Here is a 13,666-nt window from a genome sequence, read left to right as displayed (position 1 = left end):
AAAAAGATTGCATTGTTATATATAATTTTGATATATTAATGATGTAATTTTTTTGTCCCTGGTGGGACGGTTTTTGTCTCACTATAGCGAAAGGTGGATAATGATATGTGGCAGAGACTCATTGACATCCAGAAAAGCGTAGTTCCCGATATTTTATCTCACATGTTGAAACGCCTTGATATTTTAGGTTACATCGGAGCAGAACAGCCGATCGGCAGAAGGACGCTGTCGAAGCAGCTGGGCATGACGGAAAGGGTGCTGCGCAGGGAAGTCGAGGAACTGGCGGCACTCAACCTGATCAAAGTGGATGCCAAAGGCATCTCTTTATCGGGGAGCGGCAGGGAAGTGCTCCGTGAAGTGGAGCCCTTCCTGACGCTGATTGAAAGCCGCAACGACCTCGCCGGCCAGCTGAAGGACCGATATCCTCTGAAAGACATCATCGTCGTCCGCGGTGATGCGGAGGAGAACCCCTTCGTCAAGGAGGAGCTCGCGAAGCTGACGGCTGAACACTTGACGGAGCAGCTGTTCCTGGGTGCGGTGATATCTGTTGCAGGCGGATCCACGATGGCACTCGTCAGCAAGTTCTTAAGGCCGAAGCACGAAGACCTGCTGTTCATCCCTGCAAGGGGCGGGCTCGGTGAAGAGGTCGCCTACCAGTCGAACTCCATCGTCGGTCATCTGGCGGAAGCGACGGAAGGTCAGCACAGGATGTTATACGCACCGGACAGCATCAGCGAAGCTTCACTGCAGTCGCTGAAGGCAGAGCCGTTGGTGAGCGAGATCATCGAACTGAATGAACGCTCGTCATTCGTCATCCATGGCATCGGCGATGCCTTTGAAATGGCACGGCGCAGGAATGTGGATGAAGCGACCATGCAGAAACTGGCTGAAGGTCAGGCCGTGGGCGAAGCGTTCGGGTTTTATTTCGATGCTGACGGGGAATTGGTCCATAAGGTGACGACCATCGGACTGCAGCTTGAGGACCTTGGAAAAAAAGAGGCCATTTTTGCAGTTGCAGGCGGTGGGAGCAAGAAGGAAGCGGTGAAGGCTTATTTGAAGCTGGCACCGGAAAATACGATATTGATCATTGATGAAGTCATTGCCGGTCATTTACTGGCATAAAAATATAAGGAGGCCATATTTTATGGTTAGAGTAGCAATTAATGGATTTGGAAGAATCGGCAGACTTGCAGCAAGGGAAATCGAAAATTATGACGATATGGAAGTCGTGGCGGTCAACGATCTGACCGATGATGAATTCCTTGCGCACCTGTTCAAATATGATACGACCCAGGGCCGTTTTGAAGGTGAGATAGAAGTCACAGAGAACGGCTTCAAGATCAACGGCCAGGAAGTGAAGTCATTCAACGAGGAAGACCCTGCGAATCTGCCTTGGGGAGATTTGGATATAGATATCGTCCTCGAATGTACAGGCTTCTTCACGGACGAGGAAGGTGCGAGGAAGCACCTTGAATCCGGAGCGAAGAAAGTATTGATTTCAGCACCCGGCAAAGGCGATATGAAGACGATCGTCTACGGCGTGAACGAAGATACGCTTGAAGGCGACGAGGAAATCGTCTCTGCAGCCTCATGTACGACGAACTGCCTCGCACCGGTCGTCAAAGTGCTGAATGATGAATTCGGCATCGAAAAAGGGCTGATGACGACAATCCATGCGTATACGGGCGACCAGAATACACTGGATGCACCGCACAGGAAAGGCGACTACCGCCGTGCGCGTGCTGCAGCCGAGAACATCGTGCCGAACTCCACAGGGGCGGCCAAAGCGATCGGCCTTGTGCTGCCTGAACTTGAGGGCAAGCTTGACGGCGGCGCACAGCGTGTACCGGTCGCAACGGGCTCACTCGCTGAAGTGACGGTATCCCTGCATAAGAATGTGACCGAGGATGAAGTGAACAGCGTGATGAAGAATGCATCGAACCCTTCATTCGGCTACAATGAAGATCCGATCGTCTCGTCCGATATCATTGGCATCAAGGAAGGGTCTTTATTCGATGCGACACAGACACGTGTACTCGAAGTCGACGGCAAACAGCTCGTCAAGACCGTAGCATGGTATGACAATGAAATGTCCTATACTGCACAGCTCGTCCGCACTTTGAATCATATGACGGCAAAATAATTCAATATTATGACGGATGGAGGTATTCCATCCGTTTTTTTATTTTTCTGCAGGCTTAAATTGGGTATAATGAAAACAATGAACAATTTAGGAGGCATGTCATGAAGAAGACTGTTGAAGATATTGAAGTGAAAGGCAAGAAGGTACTGCTCCGTGCAGACCTGAACGTACCGATGGAAGGCGGGAAGATCACGGATGACAACCGTATCGTGCAGGCGCTGCCGACCATCAGATATCTGCTCGGACAGGGCGGCCGGGTCATTTTATTCTCCCACCTCGGGAAAGTAAAGACCGAGGAAGATAAAAAAGACAAGACTTTGAAGCCGGTTTCGGAGAAGCTCGGCGAACTGCTCGGACGGACGGTCACATTTATCCCGGAAACGCGCGGTGCGGAACTCGAGCAGGCGGTGGACGGGCTTGCCGACGGTGAGATTCTTTTATTTGAGAACACCCGCTTCGAAGATCTGGACGGCAAGAAGGAATCCGGCAATGATCCGGGGCTCGGCCGTTACTGGGCGGGGCTCGGCGATGTATTTGTAAATGATGCATTCGGCACGGCCCACCGTGAACATGCTTCAAACGTCGGCATCGCATCAAACATCGAAACGGTCTCCGGCTACTTGATGCAAAAGGAGATCGACTTCATCGGCGGTACGGTGGACGAGCCGGAGCGGCCTTTCGTCGCGATACTCGGCGGTGCAAAAGTGTCGGATAAGATCGGCGTCATTGAGAACCTGCTCGAGAAGGCGGATAAAGTGCTGATCGGCGGCGGCATGGCCTATACATTCTTCAAGGCGCAGGGCAAGGAGATCGGCACGTCACTGCTGGAGGCGGACAAGGTGGACCTTGCGAAATCGCTGCTTGATGCCGGCGGGGATAAGATCGTCCTGCCGGTCGATGCGGTCGTCGCGGACAAGTTCGCGGAGGACGCGACTCACAGGACGGTCTCCGTCGATGACATCCCCGGCGACATGATGGGGCTCGATATCGGCAGTGAGACGGTTGAGACGTTCAAATCGCATCTGAAGGATGCCAAGACCGTTGTCTGGAACGGACCGATGGGTGTATTTGAATTCGAAAACTTCGCTCACGGCACGATCGGTGTATGCAAGGCGCTTGCAGGCCTCGAGGGCGCCATGACGATCATCGGCGGCGGTGACTCGGCTGCAGCGGCAGCTTCACTCGGCTACGAAGACGATTTCTCACATATATCCACAGGCGGCGGCGCATCGCTCGAATACCTCGAAGGCAAAGAGCTGCCGGGGCTTGCAGCGATCAATGACAAGTAAATCATAGGAGGATTATAATGAGGACACCATTTATTGCAGGAAACTGGAAGATGAACAAGACGATTTCAGAAGGCGAGGAGTTTATCGAAAGCCTTGGGAAACTGCCGGCAAAAGATGAAGTGGAGAGCGCCATATGCGCACCATTCATCCATCTGCCGGGGCTGGTCGAGAAGGTACGGGACCTCGAGCTCGGCATCGGTGCGGAAAATGCGCATCACGAAGACAGCGGTGCGTTCACCGGCGAAGTCTCTGCAGCGATGCTCGAAGACCTCGGCGTGGACTATGTCATCATCGGCCACTCGGAACGCAGGGAACACTTCAACGAAACAGATGAGACGGTCAATAAAAAGACCCATGCCGTCTTGGATAAGAACATGGTCCCGATCGTCTGCGTCGGTGAATCGGATGCGGAGCGCGAAGCGGGCAGGCATGCCTCCGTCGTCGAGGACCAGGTCGAAAAGGCACTGTCTGATATACCGGCGGATGCGGTGAAGAAGGTCGTCATCGCCTATGAGCCGATCTGGGCGATCGGCACAGGCAAGTCTGCAACAAGCGGGGATGCTGGCGAAATGTGCGGCGTCATCCGCAAAAAGATCGCATCCCTCTACGGTGATGAGGCGGCGGAAGCCGTGCGCATCCAGTACGGCGGCAGCGTGAAGCCGGAAAACATCGGGGAATATATGGCCGAGGAGCATATCGACGGCGCCCTCGTCGGCGGTGCATCCCTCGCACCGGATGATTTCATGGCGCTCCTGGAAGGTGCCGGACGATGAGTAAACCGACGGCTTTGATCATACTGGACGGTTTTGCGAACCGGGACGAAGAGAAGGGCAATGCGGTGAAGGCCGCACATAAACCGAACTTCGACCGTTATTTCAACCGCTACCCGCACAATGAACTGTCCGCGGCCGGCCTGGATGTCGGCCTCCCGGAAGGTCAGATGGGGAATTCCGAGGTCGGGCACCTGAATATCGGTGCCGGCCGCATCGTCTACCAGAGCCTCACGCGGATCAACAAGGCGATCGAGGACGGCAGCTTCTTCGAAAACCGGGTGCTGCTTGATGCGATCCGCCACGTGAAGGAGGAAGGGAGTGAACTCCATCTGATGGGGCTCCTCAGTGACGGCGGCGTTCATTCGCATTACGAGCATTTATTCGCACTGCTGAAACTCGCAAAAGACGAAGGGCTCGGGCGTGTCTATGTTCATGCCTTCCTTGACGGCAGGGATGTCGGGCAGAGCTCGGCCCTCGGATTCATAGAGGAGACGGAGCGCCGCTTCAAAGAGATCGGCATCGGCGAGTTCGCAACGGTCTCCGGCCGCTACTATGCGATGGACCGCGATAAGCGCTGGGACCGCGGGGAGAAGGCATACCACGCCATCTCGAACGGCCGCGGACCGGTGTATGAAAGTGCTGCGGAAGGCGTGCAGGCAAGTTACGATGAAGAGGTATATGATGAGTTCGTCGTCCCTTTCGTCGTGAAAGGCTACGACGATAAGGAAGGGACGGGCGTGAAGGACAATGACTCCGTCATCTTCTTCAACTTCCGTCCGGACCGGGCGGCCCAGCTTTCAGAAATATACACGAATGAAGATTTCATAGAGTTTGAAATGGACCGGAAGTATTCAAATCTGAAATTCGTGACTTTCACGCGGTACAGCGATGATATCGTCGCAGATGTCGTCTTTGAAAAGGAGGACCTCGTGAACACGCTCGGTGAAGTCGTGGCGGATGCGGGCGGCAGGCAGCTCCGGATTGCGGAGACTGAAAAATTCCCGCACGTCACTTACTTCTTCAGCGGCGGGCGCCACCGTGAGTTTGAAGGTGAACGTCGTGTGCTCATCGATTCGCCGAAAGTGGCGACCTACGATCTGCAGCCTGAGATGAGCGCCTATGAGGTGCGGGATGCCTGCCTTGAGGAACTTGGAAAAAAAGATCTCGATCTTGTGGTGCTGAACTTCGCGAACCCGGATATGGTCGGCCACAGCGGCAAGTTCGAGCCGACCGTGAAGGCGATCGAAGCGGTGGATGAATGCCTCGGGCCGATCGTGGATGAGATCATCGCCCAGGGCGGTGCCGCCGTCATCACTGCAGACCACGGCAACTCGGATGAGGTGACGACGGTCGATGGCCAGCCGATGACTGCACATACGACCAACCCGGTCCCGATCATCGTGACCAAAGAAGGTGTCGAAGTGAGGGACGGGGGCATCCTTGCAGACATCGCGCCGACGCTGCTCGACCTTATGGAAATCAGGCAGCCTGAAGAGATGACGGGCGAAAGCCTGATACGGAAGTGACGGATTTTTATTATTGTTGAAATTATTCACTCTTTCTCACATAATGAAAGAGAACAAATACATTTAAGGAGATATCGATATGCCAATAATTACAGATGTTTATGCCCGCGAAGTGATCGACTCCCGCGGTAACCCTACAGTTGAAGTGGAAGTGCTGACTGAAAGCGGTGCATTCGGCCGCGCACTCGTCCCATCCGGTGCCTCGACAGGCGAATATGAAGCCGTTGAACTGCGTGACGCGGATGATACACGCTACATGGGCAAAGGCGTGGAAAAAGCTGTAGAAAACGTCAATGAAGTGATTGCCATTGAACTGATCGAAGGAGAGTTCAGTGTGCTGGAGCAGGTCTCCATTGATAAGATGATGATTGCGCTTGACGGCACCGGGAACAAAGCCAAGCTCGGGGCGAATGCAATCCTCGGCGTATCCATAGCTGTGGCGAAAGCGGCCGCAGAATTCCTTGGACAACCATTGTATAAATATCTGGGCGGATTCAATGCTGTGCAGCTGCCGGTGCCGATGATGAACATCATCAACGGCGGTGAGCATGCGGACAACAACGTCGACATCCAGGAATTCATGATCATGCCTGTAGGTGCGGAAAGCTTTAAAGAAGGCCTGCGCATGGGTGCTGAAATATTCCATAATTTGAAAAAAGTGCTGAGTGAAAAAGGCCTGAACACCGCTGTCGGTGACGAAGGCGGATTCGCACCGAACCTCGGATCGAATGAGGAGGCACTCTCCACGATCATAGAAGCGATTGAAAGAGCAGGGTATGAGCCGGGGACGGAAATACGACTCGCAATGGATGCCGCTTCATCCGAATTCTACAATGTGGAAAAAGGCGTTTATGAATTATCCGGAGAGGGCAAGACCTTCACATCCCAGGAAATGGTCGACTGGTATGCTGAAATGGTGGATAAATACCCGATCATTTCCATTGAAGACGGACTGGATGAAAACGACTGGGATGGCCACAAGCTGCTGACCGACCGCCTCGGCGACCGGGTTCAGCTCGTCGGTGATGATTTGTTTGTAACGAACACCGAGAAGCTCGCACGCGGCATCGAAGAAGGCGTCGGCAACTCCATCCTGATCAAGGTGAACCAGATCGGAACTTTGACCGAAACGTTTGAAGCCATCGAAATGGCGAAGCGCGCAGGATATACATCCGTCATCTCCCACCGCTCCGGTGAGACGGAAGATACGACGATTGCCGATATCGCGGTTGCGGTGAATGCCGGACAGATCAAGACAGGCGCCCCGTCCCGTACGGACCGCGTCGCCAAATACAACCAGCTGCTCCGCATCGAAGACGAATTATACGAAACAGCCAAATATGACGGCCTCGACTCCTTCTTCAACCTGGAGGAAGTGTAGAATAAAGCCCCCCGCTTCTTGTGAAGCGGGGGGCTTTTTGTGGGTGGTGGTGCTGGCCGGCCACAAGAGAAGGATATATATCGATTTGAGGTGTAACTAGGCATAAATAATGCTTATTCAAATAAGTTGTGTCGATTTCAAAATCATTTAGGCATAAGTAGGGAACAATCAATAAAGTTATGCCTTTTCTCAGGTCATTTAGACATAAAGCCGCGTAAACCAAAGAGTTATGTCGATTATTGATGAAAATCGGCGTAACTCTCTCTAAATTAAAGTTATATGTCTAATATCAAATAAAAAAGACATAACTGGGAAAAGCTGATTCCAATTATGTCTACCAGTCAGATAAAGTTTAAATAAGCAATTAATAGTCAATGTTACCAAGTCTTTTTTGGGTGCGTATATAGGAATGGGAAACCAGGTTACCACTATATTTCGATATTAAGTAAGAACTCAGCTTCCACCCCTCATTCAAAATCTTCAATTCGGCAATCAGCCGGGGGGTGACCGACAAAAGGTCATAATCTCTTTCGCATGAAGAGCAACGGTACTGATTCCTATGAACCCGCTCCAGCTCCATATAACAAACCTCACAGAAAACCCCGCCCCGCAGCTCATCGACCCCGACATTAACCGGCGCATCGTACATCGATTTCGCCAGCCGGCGCGATTCCAAAAACCCGGCGAGCCTGTCGTAGGAATAGTGGTTATCACGCACGATCCGGTCCAAAAACTTCCCGACCGCGCTGTGCACCAGTATGTTCTTCCCGTAAGGCAGACTGTAGATCGTCTGGGCCGGGTTGATGAGCACCAGGCAGCTGTAGACATCCATCCCGGCACCCGACTTTTTCAAAAGATGGCGGAAGGCATCATTCTGCCTTGACACCTGCTGCATCAGATTTTTGAACTTCTCCCCATTCGTATACGTCCATACTTCATCACCGTAAATCAAATCAAAATTATACTTCTTCACTTCGAAGGTGAATATCCGGTCCCCGGCAATCAGCACATTATCAATCTGCACTTCACTGGAACTCCGGACAATCTTCCCGTCACCGCCCGCCTGATTGACAGCAAATCTGTAATCCTTAAAATGCACGCAGTTACGCCCGCGGACCCTGCAATCGATCATCGCATCCATCTCGCCTTCCCCCTCCCACCCGAGCTTCAGATTATCAAGTTCATTCAGTTCCGCGCTCCCGACACCTGCCCGGCATTTCATGATCTCCAGCTGTTCCATCTTCATCGGTTTATGTCTCAACAGCACAACCATCCCCTTCCACCCCCAATTTAAAATTCACCCAAATTGTTGTCAAAACGCAACAATTCAATATCTGCACACAGAAAAGGAAAAACTGCTAAAAACAGCATACAAAAATCCAAAAACCCGCAAAATCCCACCCCAAAAACACGAAATCTGCCATTTTCCAAAAATCCCGGCAACTTGCATTTATACACCGATTTTGTTATGATTCCTAATGTTAATATTTATTGGAGGGACTACCACATGCAAACAGCTTTGATTGTATTGTTGATAATCGTTTGTATATCATTAATTGCAGTGGTATTGCTACAGTCAGGAAAAAGCGCCGGCCTTTCGGGTGCAATCAGTGGCGGGGCAGAGCAATTATTCGGTAAACAGAAGGCACGCGGAATGGATCTCGTGCTGCACAGGGCAACTGTGATTCTATCCATACTATTTTTCTTAATAATGCTTTTACTGACTTACGTCAGCTAATCGAATGAAAAAAGTCGAAAGAAAACCCTCCATACTGCAGGGTTTTCTTTTTCTTTTGTTTGCCCGCACTTTAACGTACAATTGAAGTAACAATCGGAAAGTGGGATATCCATGATGAACGTGAAAATGCCCGGAGAATTTTATTTTGATGAAGGGTCTGAATATGCGGTGCTGCTGCTGCATGGATTTACAGGCAACACATCGGATGTGAGGCAGCTCGGCCGCCATCTGCAGAAGAAAGGCATCACTTCATACGCCTTCAACTATGAAGGCCATGCAGAACCGCCTGAAAACATACTGGAATCATCACCGCACACATGGTACCGCCAGGTGCTCGAAGCATACGACTTCCTGAAATCCGAAGGGTACGAAAAAATATTCGCAGCAGGCGTCTCCCTCGGCGGCGTCTTCGCACTCCTCCTCTCACAGGACCGGGACACCATCGGCACGGCAACGATATGCAGCCCGATGTTTATGAAATCACACGATGAGCTATTATTAAGTTATAAGACATACGCCGAAAACTTCAAAAAGCGTTTTGAAAATAAAAACCAGCAGACGATTGATAACGAGTTGGAAGCGAGCCTCGGCGACGCTCATGATACGCTTTCCGACATCAACGTCATGATCGACCGGGCCAGGGGATCGCTTGAAGATGTATTCGATCCGGTATTCACCGCCCAGGGGGCGCTTGATGAGGTCATCGATCCGGAATCGGCGAATGTCATTCATGACGGCATATCGACCGATCCGTCCGAAAAACGGCTGAAGTTCTATGAAAATTCAGGGCATGTGCTCACAATAGATGAAGATAAGAAAGAACTGTTCGATGATATATATGGATTTATGGAAGAGATAATATAATGGAGGTATTCTCATGAGTAACTACAGGGAAATGATTTTGGACATCATAAACAAAGAAGAGTACAAACCGGTGACGATCGATCACTTTATACAAGCACTGGATGCCCATGATTCAGAGGACTTCAAAGAAGTGGTCAAAGTGATGGTTGCTCTTGAGGAGGAAGGCATCGTCGTCCGCACCAAGAAGGACAAGTACATGAAGGTGACCGAGACGAACCTGGTCAAGGGTAAACTCTCCATGCATAAGCGGGGGTTCGGCTTCCTGCGCCCTGAAGAAGAGGAGGTGGATGATGTCTTCATCCCGCCGACTGCGGTCAACGGCGCGCTTGACGGCGACACGGTGCTTGTGGAAGTTGCTGCGGACTCTTCCGGCGAGAAGGTGGAAGGCAGTGTCACGAGCATACTGACACGGGGCATCACGAAGGTCGTCGGCGAATATGTGGACAACAAGTCATTCGGCTTCGTCCTGCCGGATTCCAAGACATTCAAGACGGATGTCTTCATCCCGAGAGGCCAGAACCTAGGTGCTGTGGACGGCCATAAGGTGCTTGTTGAAATCACCAATTACCCGGAGGGTAAAAACGACAATCCGGAAGGGCATGTCGTCCAGATCCTGGGGCACAAAAACGACCCGGGCGTCGATATACTCTCAATCATCTACAACCACGGCATCGACATCGAGTTCCCGGACCCGGTGCTCAATGAGGCGGAAAATGTGCCCGACAGCATCCAGCCGGGTGAACTGGAGGGGCGAGAGGACCTGAGACATGAGAACACCATCACGATCGACGGCGCCGATGCGAAGGATCTGGATGATGCGATCGCAGTGAAGCGGCTGGACAACGGCAATTATGAACTTACCGTGAGCATCGCGGATGTGAGCTATTACATCAAGGAAAATTCTGAGATGGATAAAGAGGCGTATGACCGGGCGACGAGTGTCTACCTCGTCGACCGTGTCATCCCGATGATCCCGCACAGATTGTCGAACGGCATCTGTTCCCTGAATCCGGATGTCGACCGCCTGACGATGAGCTGCCGAATGGAAGTGGACGATGACGGCAACGTGGTCAACCATGACATCTTCCCGAGTGTGATCCACTCCAACCGCCGCATGACCTATGAAGCGGTGAACAGGATGCTGGAAGATGAAGATCAGGCATTGATCTCCGAGTATGATGACGTGTATCCGATGATCAAGGATGCAGGCGATCTTGCGGCGATCCTCCGGAAGAAGAGGGACCGCCGCGGTGCGATCGACTTCGACTTCAAGGAGGCCCAGGTCCTCGTCGGTCCGGACGGCGTCCCTGAAGACGTTGTGATCCGTGAACGCGGGACGGGTGAGAAACTGATCGAGGAATTCATGCTGCTTGCGAACGAAACGGTGGCGGAGCACTTCCACTGGATGGATGTGCCGTTCCTTTACCGTATACACGAGGATCCGAAAGAGGAGAAGCTCAAGAAGTTCTTCGATTTCATCTCAACTTTCGGCATTGTGGTGAAGGGCAAAGGCAGCGAGATCCATCCGAATGCGCTTCAGGATATTTTAGAGGAGATCGAGGGCCGGCCGGAGGAACTGGTCATCAGCACGCTGATGCTGCGTTCGATGCAGCAGGCGAAGTACTCGCCGGAAAGCCTTGGCCACTTCGGACTGTCCACAGAGTTCTATACACACTTCACCTCACCGATACGCCGCTACCCGGACCTGATCGTCCACAGGCTGATCCGCAAGTACCTGATCGAAGGCAGGACGGACCACAAGACGGTCAACAAAGTCAATTCGTGGCTGCCGGAAGCGGCCGAGCACACATCCGAAAGGGAGCGCCGCGCCCAGGATGCCGAGCGTGACACGGATGACCTGAAGAAGGCGGAGTTCATGAAGCAGTACATCGGTGAGACGTTTGAAGGCGTCATCACAGGTGTGATGAACTTCGGGATGTTCGTCGGGCTGCCGAATACGATCGAAGGCCTCGTCCATATGTCGAATATGACGGATGACCACTACCAGTTCCATGAGCGCAGCATGGCGCTCATCGGTGAGCGTACCGGTAAAGTGTTCAGGATCGGGGACCCGGTCGAGATTGAAGTGCTGGATGTGAACATCCCGGAAAGGCTGATCGACTTCAGGGTCATCGGCATGCCGGAGAGGCAGAGAGCAGAAAGACGTTCAAGACCGGTGGAGATCCGGGCGAAAAATAAACCTTCTGATAACAATAAGAAGGGTGATAAGAGGGGCGGGAAGAAGCCTTTCTATAAAGCACCGGCCAAAAAAGGACAAAGGAAGAAGTAGTGCATTATGAAAAAAGGACATACGAAACCACTTGCCCAGAACAGGAAGGCAAGACACGACTATACAATTGAAGAGACAGTGGAAGCCGGCATCGCGCTGAAGGGGACGGAGATCAAGTCGATCAGGCGTGGGTCCGCGAACCTCACCGATGCCTATGCCAAGACTTACAAGGGCGAAATGTATGTGTACAACATGCATATCGCCCCGTATGAGGAAGGGAACCGTTTCAACCATGACCCGCTCCGCACACGTAAGCTGCTGCTCCATAAAAAGGAGATCGACAAGCTTGCGGGCCACATCCAGGAGACGGGCAATGCCCTGGTCCCGCTCAAGCTCTACATCAAGAACGGCGTCTGCAAAGTGCTGCTCGGCGTGGCGAAAGGTAAGAAGAAATACGACAAGCGTGAAGATTCGAAACGCAGGCAGATGAAGCTCGAAGCGGACCGCGCGATGAAGGACCGCATGAGGTAGGGCCGTGAGCATACGGGGTTGAAATATACGGGCATTCCTGCTATAATATACTTCACTCGAAAATATCGAGGCTTTTTAATCCGGGGACGTTCCGGATTCGACAGGGGCTGTTTGAGCATTTTAAGCGTGTTGGAGGTTTCGGCTCCGTCATAAACGATACTCAGTTTATAATAACTGGCAAACAAAACAATTTCGCAGTAGCTGCCTAAGAGCACTCTGCATCATCCCATGGGCAATCCTGCGGCCCATGACGATGATTCAACCTTAGCGGGATACGCACTGGGTCTGCCGTCTTAAGACCCAATGCGGAAACCAATAAGACTAGCATGGATTTGAAGGTCTGTTCATTACCTTGATCCATGCGAAACTGAAAAATGAACTACACACGTAGAAAGAAATGTGTCAAAGTCTCTGGACGCGGGTTCAACTCCCGCCGTCTCCATATATCAGACGGATGCGATTCAGTGCATCCGTTTTTTTATTTCAATTAATTTCCATCACCCCTTGACTTTTCGGAGAAAATGCTGTAGTATACTAAGAGTAGTTTAAATTAACAAATTTTAATTTTTTCATTCATCTGAAAAACTCTTAAAAGAAATTAATTTACACGAACAAATATTTAAGTGCAAAAGCACTAGGAGGTTTTTTCTATGAATGAAGGAACAGTAAAATGGTTTAACGGCGAAAAAGGTTTCGGTTTCATCACACAGGAGCAGGGTGACGATGTATTCGTACATTTCTCAGCAATCCAGGCTGACGGTTACAAAACTCTTGATGAAGGTCAAAAAGTGACATTTGAAGTAGAAGAAGGTCAGCGTGGTCCACAGGCGACTAACGTTACACCTGTTTAATCTACAAACCATATAAAACTTGAAGGGACGGCCTCTGGCCGTCCTTTTTAATTGTTTCGATCCATCCCTTGACTTTTTCGGGGAAATGCTGTAGTATACTAAGAGTAGTTTAAATTAACAAATTTTAATTTTTTCATTCATCTGAAAAACTCTTAAAAGAAATTAATTTACACGAACAAATATTTAAGTGCAAAAGCACTAGGAGGTTTTTTCTATGAATGAAGGAACAGTAAAATGGTTTAACGGCGAAAAAGGTTTCGGTTTCATCACACAGGAGCAGGGTGACGATGTATTCGTACATTTCTCAGCGATCCAGGCTGACGGTTACAAAACTCTTGAA

13 protein-coding genes and 1 other RNA gene are annotated in these 13,666 nt (G+C 51.1%); 13 read left to right on the top strand and 1 reads right to left on the bottom strand.

The genetic code is table 11. The features are described 5' to 3' along the window. Window positions 1–162 precede the first annotated feature (162 nt). The 6 genes from LPW40_RS12470 (at window position 163) to eno (ending at window position 7,112) form a co-directional block, all read left to right on the top strand. Complete coding sequence (locus tag LPW40_RS12470; protein WP_230822575.1) at window positions 163–1,122, top strand: sugar-binding transcriptional regulator; 960 nt, start codon at window positions 163–165, stop codon at window positions 1,120–1,122. Between the two features lie 22 nt (window positions 1,123–1,144). Continuing rightward, window positions 1,145–2,143, top strand: a complete 999-nt coding sequence (gap, locus tag LPW40_RS12465; RefSeq protein ID WP_230822574.1) for a type I glyceraldehyde-3-phosphate dehydrogenase — start codon at window positions 1,145–1,147, stop codon at window positions 2,141–2,143. Window positions 2,144–2,244: 101 nt separating this feature from the next. Next, window positions 2,245–3,432 (top strand): phosphoglycerate kinase, encoded by a 1,188-nt coding sequence (locus LPW40_RS12460; RefSeq protein ID WP_230822573.1) that lies wholly within the window; start codon window positions 2,245–2,247, stop codon window positions 3,430–3,432. 17 nt (window positions 3,433–3,449) lie between these two features. Then, a complete protein-coding gene (gene tpiA, locus LPW40_RS12455) occupies window positions 3,450–4,205 on the top strand; it encodes a triose-phosphate isomerase (RefSeq protein WP_230822572.1) in 756 nt (251 codons plus the stop codon). Next, a complete protein-coding gene (gene gpmI, locus LPW40_RS12450; protein WP_230822571.1) occupies window positions 4,202–5,731 on the top strand; it encodes a 2,3-bisphosphoglycerate-independent phosphoglycerate mutase in 1,530 nt (509 codons plus the stop codon). The genes tpiA and gpmI overlap by 4 nt, the downstream gene beginning before the upstream one ends. Window positions 5,732–5,810: 79 nt before the next feature. After that, window positions 5,811–7,112 carry a phosphopyruvate hydratase gene (gene eno, locus LPW40_RS12445; RefSeq protein ID WP_230822570.1) on the top strand — a complete coding sequence of 434 codons (1,302 nt, stop codon included), beginning with the start codon at window positions 5,811–5,813 and terminating at the stop codon, window positions 7,110–7,112. Between the two features lie 364 nt (window positions 7,113–7,476). Here the strand turns inward: eno and LPW40_RS12440 are convergent, their stop codons facing one another. Further along, window positions 7,477–8,385, bottom strand: a complete 909-nt coding sequence (locus LPW40_RS12440; RefSeq protein WP_230822569.1) for a nuclease-related domain-containing protein — start codon at window positions 8,383–8,385, stop codon at window positions 7,477–7,479. A 234-nt stretch (window positions 8,386–8,619) separates the two neighbouring features. Here LPW40_RS12440 and secG point away from each other — a divergent pair, with 234 nt between their 5' ends. The 7 genes from secG to LPW40_RS12405 all read left to right on the top strand — a co-directional run. Continuing rightward, complete coding sequence (gene secG / locus LPW40_RS12435; RefSeq protein ID WP_097042193.1) at window positions 8,620–8,850, top strand: preprotein translocase subunit SecG; 231 nt, start codon at window positions 8,620–8,622, stop codon at window positions 8,848–8,850. A gap of 114 nt (window positions 8,851–8,964) precedes the next feature. Continuing rightward, window positions 8,965–9,714 (top strand): alpha/beta hydrolase, encoded by a 750-nt coding sequence (locus LPW40_RS12430; protein WP_230822716.1) that lies wholly within the window; start codon window positions 8,965–8,967, stop codon window positions 9,712–9,714. 13 nt (window positions 9,715–9,727) lie between these two features. Continuing rightward, complete coding sequence (gene rnr, locus LPW40_RS12425) at window positions 9,728–12,004, top strand: ribonuclease R (RefSeq protein WP_230822568.1); 2,277 nt, start codon at window positions 9,728–9,730, stop codon at window positions 12,002–12,004. Between the two features lie 6 nt (window positions 12,005–12,010). Continuing rightward, entirely contained in the window at window positions 12,011–12,475 is a 465-nt protein-coding gene (gene smpB, locus LPW40_RS12420) for an SsrA-binding protein SmpB (RefSeq protein WP_097042188.1), read from the top strand. 82 nt (window positions 12,476–12,557) lie between these two features. Next, window positions 12,558–12,920, top strand: a transfer-messenger RNA (tmRNA) gene (gene ssrA, locus LPW40_RS12415). Between the two features lie 205 nt (window positions 12,921–13,125). Beyond that, window positions 13,126–13,326 carry a cold-shock protein gene (locus tag LPW40_RS12410; protein WP_230822567.1) on the top strand — a complete coding sequence of 67 codons (201 nt, stop codon included), beginning with the start codon at window positions 13,126–13,128 and terminating at the stop codon, window positions 13,324–13,326. A 214-nt stretch (window positions 13,327–13,540) separates the two neighbouring features. Beyond that, window positions 13,541–13,666, top strand: a 126-nt coding sequence (locus tag LPW40_RS12405; RefSeq protein ID WP_230822715.1) for a cold-shock protein, incomplete at its 3' end; no start/stop codon positions are given.

Origin of the sequence: Salinicoccus halitifaciens (assembly GCF_021026095.1) — a bacterium.
GTDB lineage: Bacteria > Bacillota > Bacilli > Staphylococcales > Salinicoccaceae > Lacicoccus > Lacicoccus halitifaciens.
The sequence above is the reverse complement of the archived record's forward strand: the minus strand, read 5'-3'. Positions and strand labels throughout refer to the sequence as shown.